Origin of the sequence: Flavobacterium sp. NRK1, assembly GCF_024054175.1 — a bacterium.
Taxonomy (GTDB): domain Bacteria; phylum Bacteroidota; class Bacteroidia; order Flavobacteriales; family Flavobacteriaceae; genus Flavobacterium.
On sequence record NZ_JAMXLA010000001.1, the window covers coordinates 715,617 to 736,209 of the forward strand.

Genomic DNA, 20,593 nt, shown 5'->3' on the forward strand with positions numbered 1-20,593 from the left:
TGCGTTAAATATTTTGTGATATTAAAAAATTTATATCTTTGCTCCGAATTAATAATTAACCTTTATAATTTAGTAAGATGAAAAAAGTTGTTTTAAGCCTAGCTCTAGTAGCAATGATGAGTGTTTCTTTCGTTTCTTGTAAAGAAACTGCTAAAGAAGAAACTACTACTGAAGAAACTGTAGTTGAAGAGACTCCAGCTGTTGAAGAAACTACTACAGTTGACACTACTGCTGTTGATACTGCTGCTGCTGCTACTCCAGAAGTTGAAGCTCCTGCTGCTCACTAAGAATTAGCGAGACTAGTAAAGTATTTAAAGCTCCCGATAGGGGGCTTTTTTATTTTTATATGTTTTTAAAAAGTAAAAAAACTGCCTCATAACTGAGACAGTTTTATTAATAACAAATCAGATAAAAAGGAAAGGTATTATTTAGTTGATGCTGCCTATTAAAGTACCCACAGCAAAATCAGACTGGCTGCAGCCATCTGTACCGAAAAGGCCATCTGAGCCATTGCATCCCGCGAAGTTCCAGTAAGCGCGATCGCGGAAAAGCGGCCCCTTACCTGATCCGCCCCATACACCGCTGAAATTGAATTCTGTTTTAGAACAATTCATTTGCACAAGATTATTCCATGTGCCATATTCATCCCCTGAATCAGCAGGATTTCTGTAATCACCATAGTAAGTACACTCATAACCAAAAAAGCTTGTTGAGCGTGAGTTATGATACATTCCATGTGCTTTTTTACCCACAAAGGCCACAAGCCTGGTGCCTGCCGCAACGTTTCTCCAGTCTTTGGTATACCACCCTCCATGCTGAAAATATGTCACAGTAATAATTTTTGATGTAGATTTTCTAAACTGTACTACTACATGCTCCCAATCATAATTATGACCACCCTGACCAGCCGCACATGGCTGTTGATTTTTATATGTAAGCCAGTAATCAATGAAGACCTTGTCAGAGTCAGTAGGATGTTGCTGTACATCGAAATAAGTTGGAAAAACAGGTTGAGAAGGCGATATAATATCAGTAAGGGCAAGAGTAGAACCACAGGTTATAGAAGAAGGGCTGGAGCTATCCCATATATCTTCTACAGACGTTGGATAATCAGGCGCTGCACGGTCAAATTTTACAAGAGGCGCAAACTGAGCCGCCCAGTTAGCAGCATCACTCCCGGATATTTTTGTAGCACTCTCGCTACATGCACAATTAAGAAAAGTGTTTACATTAGCTTTTGCTTCTCTGTTAAAAATTACTTCGTCTGCATCTTCTTCCATAGAAGGTGCCGAACACCGAGAAAAAAAGACTATGCTAAACACAGCCAATACTTTAATAAAATTGTTTTTCATAATTTAAAATTTAGTTGAATTGGTTTTAGAATCTGATTTGTTATTAATAGCAATTCACTGAACCATAACCTTTAACACAAAGAACATGAAACAGTGTTAAGTACATTATTCTAAAACATTTTTAAATTATCATTATAACATTAAGAACGTTAAGCCTTGTAAATCAATCATTAAAGATTAATTAAAAATGCTTTTTTTAGATATTTTTAAAATCCGGTATAACAAAAAAGCCTAAATTATCTGGCATAAAGTGAAGACAGATTTACAATTTAAACCTGGAAGATTTTAAGGAAAGATAGATTGATGAATGTAATTTATAAGCACAAAAAAAGCCTTAAACTTTCATTTAAGGCTTTTGTACTCAAGGCGGGACTTGAACCCGCACGGGCATTACTACCCACTGGATTTTAAGTCCAGCGTGTCTACCAATTCCACCACTCGAGCATTATTAGTAGTTTGAGCGAAAAACGGGATTCGAACCCGCGACCTCAACCTTGGCAAGGTTGCGCTCTACCAACTGAGCTATTTTCGCGTTTGCTTACCGCTGTTTGTTTCAGTAATTCGGTTGCAAATGTAGCACTAAATTTCAATTCTGCAAACGTTTCTTTGAAAAAAAATACCTAAAAAATATAACTTTCTGATAACGTTCGGCTTAAATTAAAAAGTTTTTTTTAAAGGTCTTAATTCAATTTACAATCTTTCACATTACCGATCACATCAGAATTCGAATAGAAGTAATCTTCTTTAGATACAGGACGATTTATAAGTGTGTAGTGAAAATCAAAATAACTATTGCGGCAATACTTAAAAACTAATTTCTTTTCAAAATCATCCAGACTTAATTGCAGGTACGTCTTTCTTCTTCTATTAATTTCATCGAACTCAGGCACTTCTCTCAGTTTATATATCTGACATTCAAATATATTAAAAATATACCCGCCTGTTTCTACGAAAACCTGATTAGAAAGCTCTATGATTCCAGCTAAAAAAGAAGGTTTAATATCTCCGCTTATCATCTTATTTATATAGATATCCTTAATTTCATCTAGTAAGTTTTTATCGCGTCCCATTTCCAGATAATGAAGAAATACAATATCCGGTCTTCTTATTTCACCAAACATGGTATCTGAAGCTATATGAACCCCTAACTTTTTTTCAGAATAAAAGCCATTCTTCTTTATATAATCAAGCATATTTCTTGTATTATCCCTGAAAAGATTTTCCAGAGTATCCGGAAGCTTCCATTCATCATGATATTTAGTCAGTCTAAGCTTATTATATATTGAATCCCGTTTTCCAAATTCATTCAGACCTGCAAGGTATTTACTGTTAGCCTGCATCTTTTCTTTCCTCACCTTTTCAGCTTTATGTATCACTTTCTGAAAGGCCTTATCAGAAATATAACTTTCAAATACTTTTCTTTTAAAAAACTTTGCCCCTACCCCTTTACCGGCAAGTTTATCTGCAAAAGCGAGAACTTGTTCCGTATTTTTTTCTTTATGGGCACAAACGGCTGCATTATAAAGATCAACACCAAACCCAACGCCTGTTGTATAGGCTTCTTTATATTTATTAAGTGCCTGCTTATAATTACCCTCTGTAATACTTAGTTCAGCCTCATTTACAAGATTATTGTAGTGCTCTCCTAAACTTTGGGCCGTTAAGTGATTTGTAAAAGAAAATATTACTAAAAATAAAAAACGTGTAAGGTACTTCATACAATAATTTTAATTTATTTTATGAACGTAAAACCCAGGGTTTTGTTGTTTTATTTAACCAACATTCTTTTTATTTCGTTTAGCTTCATTAGAGCCTCAACAGGAGTAAGGGTATTAATATCAAGATTCATTATCTCTTCTTTAATCTCTTCAAGCAATGGATCATCGAGATTAAAGAAACTCAACTGCAATTCATCTTTTGTCTCTGCCTTTCCGCTACCTAATGCTTCTCCCGAATGATCTTTCTCCAGCTTTTTAAGAAGTTTTTGGGCTTTCTGTATAACTGTCTGAGGCATACCCGCCATCTTGGCTACATGAATACCAAAACTGTGCGCCGATCCTCCTTTTACAAGTTTACGAATAAACAGCACCGTATCTTTTAATTCTTTTACAGAAACATTAAAATTCTGGATGCGCTCAAAAATATCCTGCATTTCATTAAGCTCATGGTAATGAGTTGCAAAAAGCGTTTTTGGCTGCGCCGGATGTTCGTGTAAAAACTCTGCAATAGCCCAGGCAATAGAAATACCATCATAAGTACTGGTACCACGGCCAATCTCATCTAATAAAATCAGGCTTCTGTCAGATATATTATTCAAAATACTTGCGGTCTCGTTCATCTCTACCATAAAAGTAGATTCTCCCATAGAGATATTATCAGAAGCCCCTACCCTTGTAAATATTTTATCTACAATGCCCATACGAACACTTTCGGCAGGCACAAAACTACCCATTTGAGCGAGCAGTACAATTAAAGCCGTTTGGCGCAGTATTGCAGATTTACCCGACATATTCGGACCAGTGATCATTATAATTTGCTGTGAACTTCTGTCAAGAAAAACATCATTTGTTATATATGGAGTACCTACTGGCAGTTGTTTTTCTATTACAGGGTGTCGTCCTTCTTTTATTTCAAGATCAAAACTATCATCTATAACCGGGCATACATATTTATTTTCTATAGCCAGCTGCGAAAACGAAGCCAGACAGTCCACCTGCGCAACAAGACTCGCGTTAAGCTGTACCGGCTTTATATAGGTAGATATCCACACCACCAATTGTTCAAACAACTGGGTTTCCAAAGCATGTATTTTTTCTTCCGCACCAAGTATCTTGGTTTCATATTCTTTTAGCTCTTCAGTTATATAACGTTCTGCATTTACAAGCGTTTGCTTACGAATCCACTCAGCCGGAACCTTATCTTTATGTGTATTACGAACCTCTATATAATAACCGAATACATTATTGAACGATATTTTTAATGATGATATTCCTGTTTGTTCCGACTCTCTTTTTTCAATACCTTCAAGATATTCTTTACCGGAATAGGCTATGGCGCGCAATTCATCCAGTTCGGGATGAATTCCTTTCGCAATAGCATTACCTTTACTTATTGCAACCGGGGCTTCAGGGTTCAGCGTGGTTTTTATCTTTTCACGAAGCAGATCGCAGGCATGCAAACTGTCGCCGATAGCTTTTAATGCTTCATTATTACTTTCAAGCGCAAGCTGCTTTATAGGTACTATGGCATCCAGCGAGTCTTTAAGATAAATAACTTCACGCGGGCTAACCTTTCCTGTAGCTATTTTAGAAATTAGCCTTTCCAGATCGGATATCTGTTTTATCTGCTGGTGTATTTTTTGCAGCGTGCCGCTGTTCTCTTTTAAATAAGCTACTACTTCGTGACGGGCGCGTACTTTATTAGCATCTTTTAACGGAAGTGCAAGCCAGCGTTTTAATAAACGGCTGCCCATTGGCGAAAGTGTACGGTCTATAACATCCAGAAGTGTAACAGCATTCAGGTTTGGACTTTGGTACAATTCAAGATTCCGAATTGTAAAACGATCCATCCAAACATAGGCATCTTCTGCAATACGCTGGATGGAAGTTATATGCTGAACCTTGTTGTGCTGTGTTTCTGATAAATAATACAGCACCGCACCCGATGCTATAATCCCTTCCTGTAATTCTTCTACGCCAAAACCTTTAAGGGAATTGGTACCAAAATGCGCCGTAAGATTCTCAAAAGCATAATCTTCTTTATATACCCAGTCTTCAAGAAAGAAAGTATGGAAATCGTCACCAAAAATCTCCCTGAAATTATTTTTCTCTGCCTTAGGCACCAATACCTCACTCGGACTAAAGTTCTGTAATAGTTTGTCTATATATTCTTCATTACCCTGTGCAGTAAGAAATTCTCCTGTAGAAACGTCAAGAAATGAAACTCCAAGAGTCCTTTTACCAAAATGTACCGATGCCAGAAAGTTATTGCTCTTAGAATGTAAAACCTCATCGTTCATAGAAACACCCGGAGTTACCAGTTCAGTAACACCACGTTTAACTATGGTCTTAGTCATTTTAGGGTCTTCAAGCTGATCGCATATTGCAACACGCAATCCTGCTTTAACCAATTTTGGCAGATAAGTATTTAGTGAATGATGCGGAAATCCTGCCAATGCTGTTTCCGTTTCACTTCCTGCTCCCCTTTTGGTTAGTACAATTCCTAATATTCCGGCTGCCCTAACAGCATCTTCACCAAAAGTCTCATAAAAATCGCCTACACGAAACAACAGGCAGGCATCAGGATACTTTGCCTTGATCTCGTTATATTGTTTCATTAAGGGAGTTTCTTTCGGTGCTTTTACTTTAGTAGCCAATGGAATAAGTTTTAATTTGCTTAGAGGGCGAATTTAACTAAAAAAAAGCAAACATAGAGCCCATTACGCTCCCCACTTATTAACCATAAAAGCCGATTTTATATTATATGCACGGCAAAATAAAGTATAATAAAAAAGGTAATAACTATAGTATCAATTGCAGATAGCCGCTCTTAACAGAAATGGTTATTTTATTTGTTTAGCTTTGCATTTTTAAACACACGAAAAATGAGAAAACTGGCCAATAGCGAACTGGGACGAAAAAGCATAGCCGATTTTAAAGAAGCAGAAAAGACACCATTAATACTCATTCTGGATGACATTAGAAGCCTGCACAATATCGGGTCGGTTTTTCGTACTGCCGATGCCTTTCTTATTGAAAAAATATACCTGTGTGGCATAACCGCCACCCCTCCTAATAAAGAGATACATAAAACTGCTCTTGGCGCTACCGATACCGTAGCCTGGGAATATGCAAAAGACGTTCTTGAGGTTATAACTAAACTACAAGCTGAAGAAACGGAAGTATGGGCTATTGAGCAGGTTGAGAATTCGGTTTACCTTAATAACTTTACACCCGAACAGGATAAAAAATATGCTCTTGTTTTTGGGAACGAAGTAAAAGGGGTATCACAGCAAGCTATAAAATTATGCAGTGGTACTATAGAAATTCCCCAATTAGGAACTAAACATTCCCTCAACATTTCGGTAAGTGCGGGTATAGTAGTTTGGGATATCTTTCAAAAAAACTATACAACAACAGGTTAAGTACATAATTCGCTATTTTTACTAAATGAAGAATTTTTTTCCTTTTTTTTCCCGGTTGCATAATAGTACGCATCTGTTATTGTCAATAGTATTTACTGCAGGCATACAAACCATTACTGCACAAGTAAATATTTCCCCGACAGTTACCGCAACAGGAGCACAACAATATTGCACCGGGACACCGCTCAATATAACAACTGCTTTTAATATTACAGATCCTGACGATACTACCGCACAAGCTGTTTATATACAAATATCATCAGGTTATGTCAGCGGACAGGATCAGCTTAGTTTAGCCACTACTATACCGGGCGTATTGGCACAATGGAATGTTTCTTCTGCTAAACTTAGCATAACAGGTGCAGGCGGACAACAGCTGCCTTACAGTACGCTTATAAACGCGGTAGAAAATGTTGTTTACAATAATACATCTGCAAATCCTTCCGCGGGCATACGTACCTTTTCAATAACACTTGGCGATGCCAATTACCTGCCTTCAACCAAGCATTACTATAAATTTATTTCTTCTGTGGGTATATTATGGACAAACGCAAAGATTGCTGCCGAAAACACTACGTATTACGGACTTCAGGGCTATCTTGCCACATTGCTTTCGGCTGATGAAGCACAGCTATGCGGTGAACAGGCAACCGGCACAGGCTGGATAGGCGGCAGTGATGCTGCCAGCGAAGGCGTTTGGAAATGGATGACAGGCCCTGAGGCGGGAACAATATTCTGGAACGGAGGCATTAATGGATCTACGCCCAATTTTGCTTTTTGGAATTCGGGTGAACCTAATAATTCAGGTGATGAAGATTATGCCCACATTACGGCTCCGGGCGTAGGTATAGCAGGCTCATGGAATGACTTGCCAAATGGCGGCAGTGGCGGAGGTGATTATGAACCTAAAGGTTATGTGGTTGAATTTGGCGGTATGCCCGGTGATCCCATTTTAAATATTTCCGCAAGCACCACAATTGAGGTGGTGAAATTAAATTCTGCCACAGGCGCAGCACGATGTGGCGACGGAAGTGTTACACTACAAGCTGTATCTGCAAACAACAGCCCTGTTTATTGGTATGATGCACCAACCGGAGGAAACCTTTTAGCCTCTAACACTGCACAATACACAACCTCATCACTTTCAGAAACTACAACGTACTATGCGTCGGCTTTTCCTGCCGACTGTACTACCGGAACAAGAACAGCTGTTATAGCAACTATAAACATTCCACCTACACTAGTAACAGATGCAGCAGCGCCCGTATGCCGCTATACAGCAGCACAGCTTACAGCAACAACATCGGCAGGTGTTATAAACTGGTATGATGCAGCAACCGGAGGAACATTATTAGGAACCGGAAGTCCTTTTACAACACAAAACCTTACCAATTCTACAACTTTTTATGCCGAAGCTGTAAATAATGGCTGCCCTGCATCAGCAAGACAAGCCATAACCGTTGATGTATTAGATACACCCAATCCTCAGGATGAAAACGTAGAATTTTGTGAAAACGCAAAAAGAACAATAAGCGCAGGTATTGCAGGAATGACCTATGCATGGTCTACCGGAGAGACAACAGAAAGTATTGACATTGATAGCGAAGGAACATATACCGTAAACATTACAAATACTGCCGGTTGCAGTGCTGTTAAAACTATAACTGCTACTACCCTGCCTTCTGCCGATATTATACGAATTGAAGTAAATACTGATGTTGCCACTGCTATAATGGCCGATCCTGACTTATCTAATTATGAATATGCATTAGATAATGGGCCTTTTAAAGCATATAATGTATTCGCAAATTTAAATCCCGGCAATCATACTATTTATGCTCGTTCTATTAACAGCTGCGGAAATGATGAAATGAGTTTTGCGGTGTATATGATACCTAAATTTTTTACCCCTAACGGCGATAATACTAATGACAACTTTACATTAGCCGGGATGAGTGCTTTTCCCGAGGCTACTATAAATATTTTTGATCGTTACGGGCAAATTGTAGCATCACTTAATAAAAGTAACCGTACCTGGGATGGCACATTTAACGGCAATAAGCTTCCTGCGACCGATTATTGGTATGTAATAAAACTAGACAGTAAAAGTGACGAAATAAAAGGGCACTTCAGCCTTATACGATAACTAAATGGCCCAATGCCAACGCTAATATCTGAGCCGGATCGTCAATATGATAATCCGGTTTATTATTTTTAAGCAATTCAGCATTATCATAGCCCCAGCTTACCCAGGCAATTTTAACATCAGTTTTGCGGCAGGCAATTACATCACGAAGTTCATCGCCTACATAAAGTATCTGAGAAGGTTTCAGGTCTTTTTCTTTTAAAAATTTATTGATGAGTGTATGCTTGCCAAAAATACTCTTTGAACAGAAAATATGTTTGCATTTAATATCATTCTGTTTAAAAAATTGCTCGATATTACTTTTAGAATTACTGGATAGCACAGCAAACTTTACCTTGTTTTCTGTTAATGACAACAAAACTTCTTTCATGCCATCATTAAACTGAAGCATGGGTAAAGCCTGCTTATACTTTTTTATAACTACCGATGCTAAAAAAGGAATTTTAAACAACGGCACTTTAAGTGCCTTGCAACGTTCTCTTATACTCATACAACGCAATTGCGATATATTGGTTTCTGTTAGAGGTAAATATCCGTGTTTTTGGGCAAGTTCGTTGTAAATAGAGATAAACAAATTCCGTGAATCGGCAATAGTACCGTCAAAATCGAATACTATATATTTATATGATTTCATTTTTTGATTGATGATTGATTGTTAGTATAACGCAGGATGGTTTTGTTACAGTATAATATTACAATTTTTTCAGTCTCACAAAATTCAAATCATTATAAATAAATCACCCATTATTATGAACATATTGATTTATCTGTTCTAAAACCCAAATATAATCTTCCTGATTGTGTACAAAATCACGGTTAGAAACATCTATAATTAGAACATTCAGTCCGCTATGGGTTTTAATATAATCAAGATATCCCTGGTTTATTTTATCCAGATAGTCCGCTTCAATCTCCTGTTCGTAGCTTCGACCACGTAGTTTTATATGCGCCAATAGCGTTTCGGTAGTTTGGTATAGATACACATAAAGTCCGGGCCTGCGCATTTCGCCATACATAATATCAAATAGCTTTTTGTAGAGCGTATATTCATCACCTCCTAAAGTAACTTTAGAAAAAATGAGCGATTTAATAATATGATAATCGGCTACCACAAAGTCAGCCATAGGATCAACCTGAGAAAGGTCGTCGGTTAATTGCTGGTACCGGTCTGCCAGAAAAGACATTTCCAGCGAAAAAGCATAGCGTTGCGGATCTTTATAGAATTGTGGAAGAAAAGGATTATCAGCAAAACGCTCCAATACTATCTTACCCTTAAAATCTTCAGCAAGTTTACCTGCAAGGCTTGTTTTTCCCGCACCTATATTTCCTTCTATAGCAATATAACTATGCTGTTGGGGGTGAAACTCTTCTAAGGGAGTGGGCAACTGCAACACAAATTCGCATGTACTTGTATCGGCCGATTCTGTTATTAAAAGAGCAATATCTTTTTTAAATACCGGATGTATCCAATGCGAATCTACATCCCTTAGGGGGATCAAAACAAAATTACGCTGATGCATTCGCGGATGCGGCACTTCAAGTGTATCGTTGTTTATAACTTCATTATTAAAAGCAATAATATCTATATCTATAGTTCGTGAACTGTAACCACCATCAGGATTACGAACCCTTCCGCCTTCAAGTTCCGCTTTTAGTAATTCTGCCAGCAATTGTACCGCACTTTTCTGAGTATGTATAAGGATACAGCAATTGTAAAAATCCTCCCCCGAAAATCCTACCGAAGGATTTTCATAAATCCCTGAAACTTTTACTACAGTTGCAATATGATTATGAATATAATTAATGCACCATTGCAGGTTATCCAGACGGTTACCCATATTGCTGCCTAACGAAAGTATAGCCTTGTTTTGAAATCTCATAACTGCAAAGTAAACAAAAACAAAGCATGCGTTTTAAAATAATTAGCAAGTGTTAATAATTTTAAAAGAGCTTTTACCAAACATCTTGTAAAATTCTATCTTCGTATTGTGTAACATATCTTATATATATGCGACCTATTAAAAAAATTAAATACATTTCATTATGCAGTTCTTCAAAAATGTACTTTCTACCGTAGTAGGAATATTTCTTTTCTGTTTCATCTTTTTCTTTATTATTATTCTTGTCGGAATAATTGCTGCCGCTGCCAGTGGAGGTAATGACGAAGTTGTAAAAATTGAAAACAACAGTGTTATAGAGCTTGACCTTAAAGATGTTACTAACGATTATTCAGGAAAATTTAAATATAAAGATTTTGCGATGTTTGATTCTGAGCCTAAAGAAGGGCTTATGGATGTTATTAAAGCTATAGATGCCGCAAAAGAAGACGACAGAATTAAAGGTATTACTATAACAAACAGTTCTTCTATGCTGGGCATTGCTCAAAACAAAGCATTACGCGATGAGCTTGATGATTTTAAAAAATCAGGAAAATTTGTTGTTGCGTATTCTGAAGGATATTCTCAGAAAGATTATTACCTGAATTCTGTTGCCGATACACTTTATCTTAATCCTGTTGGCGAGGTAGATTTTAAAGGACTTTCATCTGAAGTGATGTTTTATAAAGACCTGCAGGAAAAAACGGGAATTAAAATGGAAGTTATCCGTCATGGAAAATATAAAAGTGCTGTAGAACCTTTTTTAAGCAACGAAATGAGCCCGGCAAACAGGGAACAGATAACTGCATTACTTAACTCAGTATGGACTTCTATAGTTACAGATATTTCAAAAAGCAGAAAAATACCTGTTGACAGCCTTAACAGCATAGCTGACAGGCTTGGTGCACGTACTCCGGAACTGGCAAAAGAAACAAAACTTATTGATAAAATAGGTTATTTAGACGAATTTCAGGCAGGTATTAAAAAAGCCTTAAAACTTAAAAAAGAGGACGAATATAAGAGCGTTGCTATTCTGGATTATGTAAAGGCTACTGCAATGAATGATCTATTATCTGATGCAACAGATGAAATAGCTATTATTTACGCCCAGGGTGAAATTAGAAGCGGGGAAGGCGACGTTAATGTTGTTACCGAAGACGCTATGAGAAAAGCACTTAAAGAAGCCCGCGAAAATAAAGATGTTAAAGCTGTTGTACTGCGTGTAGATTCTCCGGGTGGAAGCGCGCTAACATCTGAACTTATATGGAGGGATATTGAACTTACCAAAAAGGTAAAACCTGTAGTAGTTTCTATGGGTAATGTGGCTGCATCGGGCGGATATTATATTTCATGCAATGCCAACCGCATTTTTGCTGAAGAAGGTACTATAACAGGCTCTATTGGGGTGTTTGGAATGCTGCCAAACTTTACAGAACTGTCTAACAGAATAGGTATACATACAGAAGAGGTTAGCACACATAAAAATGCTGCAGGCTACAGTCCGTTTACGCCTCTAAAAGATAACACCAGAGCAATAATTCAGGAAGGTGTTGAAAAAGTATATACTACTTTTATAAGCCGTGTTGCTGCAGGGAGAAATTTAACTATCGATCAGGTTGACGCTATTGGACAGGGGCGTGTATGGAGTGGAACCGAAGCACTTAAAAACGGACTTGTAGATGAAATAGGCGGACTTGATGCTGCTATTAAATATGCTGCAAAGCTGGGAAAAACAACAGATTATTATACACATAACTATCCTGAATTTGAAAGGGATATTCATAAGCTTTTAGGTAATCTTACAGGAATACCGTTTGCAAAAACCAAAGAAGAATTCATTAAAGAAGAAATAGGCGAAGAGAATTACAAGGTATTTGACCGCATAAAACGTGTAAGCCAGCTAAAAGGCACACAAGTTATATTACCTTACGAAATAAACATAAGATAATCTTCGTTAAAGCTATAATTGCTATCTTAGAGGAAAATTAAACAGTTATCATGATTAAGAAAGTTTTAAAATGGACCGGTATTGTTTTACTGGTAATTATTATTGCACTGGCAGCAGCACCTTTTTTATTTAAAGACAAGATTAAAGAACTTGTTTTAAAATCAATTAATGAAAATGTAGATGCTACAGTTGCAGTTGATGATGTAAGCCTTAGTCTTTTTAAAAGTTTCCCGAAAGCGAATGTTATTATAGAAAAACTTAGCGTAATAAATAAAGCTCCGTTTGCGGGTGACACTCTTGTTTACATGGGCAGAGTAGATCTTGACATGTCAATCAGGGAGCTTTTTAAGAGCGAAGGCGAACCTATGAATATTGAATACATTGGTACTAAAGATGGTGTTGTAAATATACTTTTTAATAAAGACGGTATAGGCAATTTTGATATTGCCATTAAGGATAAAGAAGAAAAACCTGCCGATCAGAAAGAAAGCAAGCCTTTTGCCCTTAATATGCAAAAGTATAAAGTTGAAAATCTGCGTTTCAGATATTATGATGAAGGCTCCAAGATCAATATGGTTATAGACAGCCTTAATCATGAAGGGAGCGGAAATATGGCCGCCAATAAACTGGACCTTGACACCAAAACCACTGCTAAGCTGTCTTTAACTATGGACAAAACAAACTACATGAAAAATGTAGCACTTAGCCTTGACGCGGTTCTTGGGCTTGACCTGGATAATAGCATTTATACTTTTAAAGATAATAAAGCGCTTATTAACCAACTGCCTTTACAATTTAACGGAAGTGTAGCACTTAAAGATAATGGACAGCAATTTGACCTTACTTTCAAAACTCCAACCTCATCATTTAAAAACTTTTTAGGGCTAGTGCCTGAGGCCTACTCAGGAAATCTGGCCTCTGTAAAGACTGAAGGCGATTTTACTGTAAATGGTAAAGTAAACGGATTGAACAGTGACAATTCGGTGCCGAAGTTTAATATTGCCATTGCTTCAGATAATGCTTCATTCAAATATCCTGACCTTCCAAAATCAGTTCAGAATATTGTTATAGACACTAAGATTATTAATGAAACAGGAGTACTTAATGATACTTATGTAAATCTTGATAAACTTTCATTCAGAATAGATCAGGACGTATTTGATGCAAAAGCTACTATAAAAAATATTGTAGAAAATGCACTGGTAGATGCCAGGCTAAAAGGAACTGTAAATCTTAGCAATGTTTCTAAGGCATATCCTGTAAAGCTTGATGTTCCGCTTTCGGGAATACTTAAAGCAGATGTAGAAACAAAATTCGATATGAAGTCTGTTGAAACCAGCCAGTATGAAAAAATTCAAAATAACGGAAGCATAAGCCTGAGCGAATTTACCTATTCCGGAGACGGGCTTGCCAAACCTTTAAAAATCAATCAGGCAAATGTTCAGTTTAACCCAAGCCGCATTACATTAAGCAGGTTTGATGCTGTAACAGGGAATTCAGATATTTCAGTTACCGGAACACTTGATAACTTTTATGGGTTTGTGTTTAAAGACCAGACACTTAAAGGCAATTTTGCAATGAACTCTACCAAACTTGTTGTAACCGATTTCATGGCTCCTGAAGCTCCTAAAACTACTGTTACAAAAACAAACGAACAGGGTTCTGATAAAGAAATCGTAACTAAAACCACTACTGCTTCAGATGCAATTAAGATACCTGCTTTTCTTGACTGTACTATAACAGCTAATGCAGGAACAGTCGTATATGACAACCTAAATCTGGAAAAGGTATCGGGTAAAATGATAATAAAAGATGAAGCTGTAACGTTGCAAAATGTAAAGACTTCTATTTTTGGCGGACAGATAGGTGCTAACGGAAATGTATCAACAAAAGGAAAGACTCCTACATTCAACATGGATCTTTCATTAAACAATATAGATATTACGCAGTCATTTACTCAGCTTGATATGCTGAAATCTATTGCGCCAATTGCGGGAATAATAACAGGTAAACTGAATACTACTATCAACGTGGGCGGAAATCTTGATGCAAAAGAAATGACTCCTGACCTTAATACACTAACAGGAAACCTGATGGGGCAGCTTACGCAAACCTCTGTAAATCCTGAAAATTCCAAAGTACTTAATGCACTTACTTCAAACATCAAGTTTTTAGATCCTAAAAAAATAGACCTAAATAAAAAAGTAAATCTTAGTTTTGAAAACGGAAAGGTAGTAATAAAACCTATCGGCCTTAAGTACCAGGATATCGACATAAAACTACAGGGTACACATGGATTTGATCAGTCAATGAATTACAATATAGGGTTTAACGTTCCGGCAAAATATCTTGGCAGTGATGTAAATAAACTTATAACTTCTATAAAAGGAGACCCAAGTAAAATAAACATTCCTGTAAATGCTGTAATTAGCGGTACGTTCAAAAACCCTAAAGTTAGTACAGACCTTTCTAAATCGGCTGCTAATCTTACCAACCAATTAGTACAGCAGCAAAAAGATAAATATATTAACGAGGCTAAAGACAAAGGAGCCGATGCCTTAAATAAATTGTTTGGCGGTAATAAATCAAACACTGATACTACCAAAACAACAAACCCTAAAACTAACGCTGAAACGCAAAAACAAATTGAAGAAAAAGGTAAGGAAGCAGCCGGAAAACTAATAGAAGGGCTGTTTAAGAAAAAAGATAAAAAAGAGTAAAATATTAAAAATGAAGCCTGCTAAATAACAGGCTTCATTTTTTTAAATAACTATTAAACATTTATCTGAACTGCAAACCCTTCATAAGAACGCACATTAAATACAGTACCATCTTCAAAAATGAGATACTGTCCTTTAATGCCCATCAATTTTCCGTTATATATAGGCGTTGTGGTAAGATTAAGGCTCTTACCTATTTTCTTAGGATATTCAAGTACAGGATATTCAAGTACATATAATTTCTCTATTGTTGTATCAAAATAAGGCTTTACTTCATCAGGTAATAAATCCTTTACTTCATTTCGTTTTGCAAGAAGATCTATAGGTACAATTTCATTTAAAAGCATTTTTTTCCAGTTTATCTTATCCGAAAAATGATTTTTAAAGGCAACTTCTGTAATTCCTGCAAGATAACGATTAGGCACTTCGACTAATGGAGTTGCCCATGATGCCCCCTGATCTATCCAGCGTGTCGGCATCTGTGTTTTTCGGGTTACCCCCACCTTCATATCGCTTGATGCTGCCAGGTAAACTATGTGTGGCTGTAACTGTACTTTTTGTTCATACTCAAGGTCACGGTCAGCAATTCCTAAATGGGCTGTACTTAATTCAGGGCGCATGATCCAGTCACCTGCCGAAGCAGAACTGTAAAAGCAGTCATAGCAAAAACCCTGACGGTAAATTTTCTTTTTTTTGCTGCAGTTAAGGCAGTAAAAACCCATAAAATTAATCTCAATATCTTTACCCAGTAACTGGTTAACATTCAAAAAACTGTTTTCAAATACCAGGTAATATTGTATTGGGCTGCCGGCCTCAGTTTGCATTTTTGTTAGAACACCTTCGTATTGCATGGAAAATTTAGTATTTTTATGGGCATAAAGATACTAAATATGGCATTGCCAATAATCAATTCAATTGCCTCTTGGATACTTAAGAAGAGGATACATCAGATAGAGTTGTTCCTTAAATATCCTAATGAGGTTCAGGAAGAGTTACTTATGAGCCTTATCCGCATTGCGGAAAACACTGCTGTTGGTAAAAAACACGACTTTGGCTCTGTAAAAAGTTATACTACATTTTCAGAGAGGGTACCTGTATCTACCTATGAAGATCTGGAACCTGCCATAGAGCAGACACGACGCGGCGAACAAAACGTATTTTGGCCTGCTCCCATAAAATGGTTTGCCAAATCAAGCGGCACAACAAATGCCAAAAGTAAATTTATACCTGTAAGTACCGATGCTCTTGAAGACTGTCATTATAAAGCCGCAAAAGACCTGCTCTGCCTTTATCTTAACAACAATGAAGAATCGCAGTTGTTTACCGGAAAGTCGCTTCGCCTTGGAGGCAGCAAACAGCTTTATGAAGACAATAACTCTTTCTTTGGAGACCTTTCCGCCATATTGATAGACAACATGCCCATATGGGCAGAATTTAGCAGTACACCAAGCAATAAGGTTTCATTAATGAGCGAATGGGAAACCAAATTGCCCGCCATAGTAAAAGAAACCATTAATGAAAATGTAACCAGTTTCGCCGGTGTTCCGTCATGGATGCTTGTACTTATGAACCGTGCACTTGAAGAAACAGGAAAAGGCAACCTTTTGGAAATATGGCCTAATCTGGAAGTATATTTTCACGGGGGCGTAAGTTTTGAACCCTATCGTGACCAATACAAAAAAATATTGCCAAAAGCAGATTTTCGCTATTACGAAATATACAATGCCTCTGAAGGCTTTTTTGCTATACAGGATTCTAATGATAGTAATGAATTACTCCTAATGCTGGACTATGGCATTTTTTATGAATTCATCCCTATGGATACTTTCGGTACACTAAACCAGCGCACAATACCTTTGGCCGAAGTAGAACTTAATAAAAATTATGCTATAGTAATTACTACAAATTCAGGACTATGGCGATATATGATAGGTGACACCGTAAGGTTTACCTCTATAAATCCTTACCGTATTAAAGTAACCGGGAGGACCAAACACCATATTAATGTTTTTGGCGAGGAACTCATGGTAGAAAACACAGATACTGCCATTGCCAAAGCATGTAAAATAACAGGCCATGAAGTAATAGATTATACCGTGGCTCCCGTTTTTATGGAAGGAAAGGAAAAAGGTGCCCATGAATGGATAATTGAGTTTAAAGAAGCACCTGCCGATGCAGAGCATTTTAGAAACGTACTTGATGAAACATTACAGTCGCTTAATTCCGATTACGAGGCTAAGCGTTACAACAATATGACATTAAATCCGCTGGTGCTTAATGTTGCACGTCCGAAACTTTTTTATGACTGGCTTAAAGAACAGGACAAATTAGGCGGACAGCATAAAATTCCGCGTCTGTCTAACGAGCGGCACTATGTAGAACAACTTAAAGCAATGCAAAATACCTTTACCGAAGATATGGTATAACACTCATAGTGAGCACTATGGCATTATCTTTGTTAAATAAAAAATTGTAAAACGAAAAGAGTAATGAAAAGGAAATACATTTTTGCAATTGGAGCTACAGCTCTGATGCTATTAGGGTCTTGCGGGCCAAAACTGCACCGTTATAGCTGTGGCGGCAAAAAACGCTGCATAAGCCATGTAGAACGGAAAATAATACTCAGCGAGCAAATTAAAGCTCAAAAGAAAAACGCATAAAAAAAGCCACTGAAAAGTGGCTTTTTTATAGTATCGCTAAGAGTAATAATGTAAAGTTTTTAATTACTAAGTAAAGAAATATCAACGGTTTTTACAATAGCATCAAAATCTGCCATAAGAGAAGTGCGCACCGTAATACTTTTAGGATTTTCTATATACCTGTCGCTATTATAGTTCCATAAATACATAGACTCTTCGGTAGCATTTCTGTCATTTGAAGACATTGGCAGTTTATTAATTTCCTTATAGATGTCATTCCGCAATTTAGCAAGCAGTTCTTTATCTGTTGTTTTAAGGAATTCGGCAATCAGATTGTTTAACTGCACCTTCTTTTCGGCTTTTGTCATAACGCATTATTTAGCTATGTAAGGTACGACAATAAAAAACGAAAAAGCAATAAATAAAAGTAAATCAAACAGTTAAGCAAGTAAATAGTATAAGAAACAAAAAACTCCGGAGCCATTGATGATCTCCGGAGTTTTATCTTCGTCCTATATTTTAAGAAAACTTATTTTTTTACTTCTTCTTTAATACTTATTGCCACACCCCCACCCGGAGCCAGTTTCTGGTTCAGTTTGGTTTTACTGTTTACCTTAATGGTTTTAATGGTATAGCTTTGTGGATTTTTCTCATAATGAGCATCTGCACCATCAGCATAAATAGTAGCGATATACGTTTTACCCTTTGGCAGGTACTCAAATGTAATTTTAGCCGTACGTGCGTTTTCGTCGCTAACAGCACCCACGTACCATTCATCTTTACCTTTTGCCTTACGGGCAATAGTAATATAATCGCCTGGTTCTGCTTCAAGAATGTATGACTCATCCCAGTCTACCGCAACATCTTTAATAAACTGAAATGCATCAAGGTATTTATTGTAGGTTTCCGGTAAATCAGCCGCCATTTGCAATGGGCTGTACATAGTAACATATAAGGCCAATTGCTTAATAAGCGTAGTGTGTACAAACGAATTATTATCAGGATTGTATGCACTTACTTTTGTCTGGAAAATACCCGGAGTATAATCCATTGGGCCTCCCATTAATCTTGTAAAAGGTAAAATGGTAGTATGGTCTGGATTATTACCTCCAAAAGCTTCATATTCTGTTCCACGGGCCGCTTCATTGCCTATAAGATTAGGGTACGTACGGCTTAAACCTGTAGGACGAACTGCTTCGTGGGCATTCACCATAATTTTATATTCTGCCGCTTTAGTAATAGCATAATTATAATGATTGATCATACTCTGGCTGTAATGAAACTCTCCTCTCGGAATAATGTCACCTACATAACCACTTTTTACAGCGTTATAGCCCAGATCACTCATTAACTGATACGCTTTATCCATATGACGCTCATAGTTAGCTGCTGCACCCGATGTTTCATGATGCATAATTAATTTAACACCTTTAGAGTGTGCATAACTATTAAGCGCTTTAATATCAAAATCAGGATAGGGAGTAACAAAGTCAAACACAAATTCTTTTGATTTCCCGAACCAGTCTTCCCAGCCTTCATTCCAGCCTTCTACTAATACAGCATCAAAACCGTGTTTAGCGGCAAAGTCAATATATTCTCTAACATGGGCATTATTGGCAGCATGCTTGCCGTTTGGTTTGGTTTTAGAATAATCGGTTATACCCAGTTTTACATTAGTAAGATCATTATAAGCCCATGTACTTTTACCGGTAATCATTTCCCACCAAACACCAACATATTTTACAGGCTTGATCCATGATACATCTTTATACTGCGTAGGCTCATTAAGATTAAGTATGAGTTTTGAAGCAAGTATATCTGTAGCTCTATCACTTACCACAATTGTTCTCCATGGCGATTGTGTAGTTGTTTGCATATAGCCTTTATCTCCAATAGCATCAGGTGTAAGCCAAGATTCCAAAATCATGTTTTTGTCGTCAAGATTAAGCGACATACAAGAGTAATTTATAAGACCCGCCTCATGTATATTAATGTAAAGGCCATCATCACTTTTCATCATAAGAGGAGTCTGAAGTCCTGTATCAGAAAAAGGATGCTGTGATGCATTGGGTGTAATAGCTTCCTTCATTTTTCCACGTACTTCAGATAATTTAGAAGTCACAGTACTATATTCCTGTGTATCATAATCGCCCGGAAGCCAAAATGCTTTATGATCGCCAGCAAGTGCAAATTGTGTTTTCTCCTCTTTTATAACAAAGTAGTTAAGATCTGTCTGTTCAGGAAACTCATAACGGAAACCAAGGCCGTCATTAAAAACCCTAAAACGGATGTTTATATACCTGCCTTTTACTGCAGGCTGGGCAATGGTTACCAAAAGCTCATTATAATGGTTACGAATGTTTTTTTGCTCTCCCCACACCGGGCTCCAGGTTTCATCAAAAGTTGCCTTAGCAGTATTGGTAACTTTAAACCCTTCAAGCATATCTGCTTCCTTTTTTAGGTCTAAGCCGAGTTTACTTGTTTTTATAACGGGTTTGTCTTTATAAGTAAGATTATAAGTAGGCTCTCCTTTTGCGCTTAAGGCAAAGGTTAACGTAAGGTTTTTATCGGGTGATGATATGGTTTGCGCATTCATCAGTGCTGCCGCCAGTAAGAAAATAGCAGAAAACAGTTTCTTCATAGTATATAGTTTGTCTTTTGAATTGCTAAAGTACCTAAATTCAAGACATAATAATATAAATAGATAATCGAAACCGTTTTCGTGTTGACAACTTTCTTATTTATACTTACTTAACATATTAGTAACA

At 37.1% G+C, this 20,593-nt stretch carries 15 protein-coding genes and 2 tRNA genes; 7 read left to right on the forward strand and 10 right to left on the reverse strand.

The features are described 5' to 3' along the window. Positions 1-113: 113 nt before the first annotated feature. Positions 114-287, forward strand: coding sequence for a hypothetical protein (locus NHE85_RS03525; protein WP_252809733.1), 174 nt, complete (start codon positions 114-116; stop codon positions 285-287). A 141-nt stretch (positions 288-428) separates the two neighbouring features. On the opposite strand, the gene NHE85_RS03530 is transcribed toward NHE85_RS03525, so the two are convergent. The 5 genes from NHE85_RS03530 to mutS all read right to left on the reverse strand — a co-directional run bounded on the left by NHE85_RS03530 (position 429) and on the right by mutS (position 5,727). Beyond that, positions 429-1,352, reverse strand: a complete 924-nt coding sequence (locus NHE85_RS03530) for an NPP1 family protein (RefSeq protein WP_252809736.1) — start codon at positions 1,350-1,352, stop codon at positions 429-431. 358 nt (positions 1,353-1,710) lie between these two features. After that, positions 1,711-1,796 (reverse strand) — tRNA-Leu (locus NHE85_RS03535). 15 nt (positions 1,797-1,811) lie between these two features. After that, positions 1,812-1,884, reverse strand: a tRNA-Gly gene (locus NHE85_RS03540). Positions 1,885-2,032: 148 nt separating this feature from the next. Further along, positions 2,033-3,070, reverse strand: coding sequence for a hypothetical protein (locus NHE85_RS03545; RefSeq protein ID WP_252809738.1), 1,038 nt, complete (start codon positions 3,068-3,070; stop codon positions 2,033-2,035). Between the two features lie 50 nt (positions 3,071-3,120). Beyond that, positions 3,121-5,727, reverse strand: a complete 2,607-nt coding sequence (mutS, locus tag NHE85_RS03550; protein WP_252809740.1) for a DNA mismatch repair protein MutS — start codon at positions 5,725-5,727, stop codon at positions 3,121-3,123. 228 nt (positions 5,728-5,955) lie between these two features. On the opposite strand from mutS, the gene NHE85_RS03555 reads away from it, so the two are divergent. Further along, positions 5,956-6,495, forward strand: coding sequence for an RNA methyltransferase (locus tag NHE85_RS03555; protein WP_252809741.1), 540 nt, complete (start codon positions 5,956-5,958; stop codon positions 6,493-6,495). A 79-nt stretch (positions 6,496-6,574) separates the two neighbouring features. Beyond that, complete coding sequence (locus NHE85_RS03560; protein ID WP_252809742.1) at positions 6,575-8,641, forward strand: T9SS type B sorting domain-containing protein; 2,067 nt, start codon at positions 6,575-6,577, stop codon at positions 8,639-8,641. Here NHE85_RS03560 and NHE85_RS03565 read toward each other — a convergent pair. Both NHE85_RS03565 and folK read right to left on the reverse strand, forming a co-directional pair. Further along, on the reverse strand, positions 8,631-9,275 hold the full coding sequence (locus NHE85_RS03565) for an HAD-IA family hydrolase (RefSeq protein WP_252809743.1): 645 nt from the start codon (positions 9,273-9,275) through the stop codon (positions 8,631-8,633). The genes NHE85_RS03560 and NHE85_RS03565 overlap by 11 nt on opposite strands. A gap of 103 nt (positions 9,276-9,378) precedes the next feature. Further along, positions 9,379-10,521: a 2-amino-4-hydroxy-6-hydroxymethyldihydropteridine diphosphokinase gene (gene folK, locus NHE85_RS03570; RefSeq protein ID WP_252809745.1), complete on the reverse strand. Its 1,143-nt coding sequence runs from the start codon at positions 10,519-10,521 to the stop codon at positions 9,379-9,381. Positions 10,522-10,684: 163 nt separating this feature from the next. Here folK and sppA point away from each other — a divergent pair, with 163 nt between their 5' ends. Together sppA and NHE85_RS03580 are read left to right on the forward strand one after the other, a co-directional pair. Further along, entirely contained in the window at positions 10,685-12,466 is a 1,782-nt protein-coding gene (sppA, locus tag NHE85_RS03575; RefSeq protein WP_252809747.1) for a signal peptide peptidase SppA, read from the forward strand. Positions 12,467-12,516: 50 nt separating this feature from the next. Beyond that, positions 12,517-15,186, forward strand: a complete 2,670-nt coding sequence (locus tag NHE85_RS03580) for an AsmA-like C-terminal region-containing protein (RefSeq protein WP_252809749.1) — start codon at positions 12,517-12,519, stop codon at positions 15,184-15,186. A 53-nt stretch (positions 15,187-15,239) separates the two neighbouring features. Here NHE85_RS03580 and NHE85_RS03585 read toward each other — a convergent pair whose 3' ends face one another. After that, on the reverse strand, positions 15,240-16,037 hold the full coding sequence (locus NHE85_RS03585; protein WP_252809750.1) for a DUF2797 domain-containing protein: 798 nt from the start codon (positions 16,035-16,037) through the stop codon (positions 15,240-15,242). Positions 16,038-16,076: 39 nt separating this feature from the next. Here NHE85_RS03585 and NHE85_RS03590 point away from each other — a divergent pair, with 39 nt between their 5' ends. Together NHE85_RS03590 and NHE85_RS03595 are read left to right on the forward strand one after the other, a co-directional pair. Beyond that, positions 16,077-17,612 carry a GH3 auxin-responsive promoter family protein gene (locus NHE85_RS03590; RefSeq protein ID WP_252809752.1) on the forward strand — a complete coding sequence of 512 codons (1,536 nt, stop codon included), beginning with the start codon at positions 16,077-16,079 and terminating at the stop codon, positions 17,610-17,612. 63 nt (positions 17,613-17,675) lie between these two features. Further along, positions 17,676-17,846 (forward strand): hypothetical protein, encoded by a 171-nt coding sequence (locus tag NHE85_RS03595; RefSeq protein WP_252809754.1) that lies wholly within the window; start codon positions 17,676-17,678, stop codon positions 17,844-17,846. Between the two features lie 59 nt (positions 17,847-17,905). On the opposite strand, the gene NHE85_RS03600 is transcribed toward NHE85_RS03595, so the two are convergent. After that, complete coding sequence (locus tag NHE85_RS03600; protein ID WP_252809756.1) at positions 17,906-18,193, reverse strand: hypothetical protein; 288 nt, start codon at positions 18,191-18,193, stop codon at positions 17,906-17,908. A 161-nt stretch (positions 18,194-18,354) separates the two neighbouring features. After that, positions 18,355-20,466 (reverse strand): glycoside hydrolase family 97 protein, encoded by a 2,112-nt coding sequence (locus tag NHE85_RS03605; RefSeq protein WP_252809757.1) that lies wholly within the window; start codon positions 20,464-20,466, stop codon positions 18,355-18,357. Positions 20,467-20,593 lie beyond the last annotated feature (127 nt).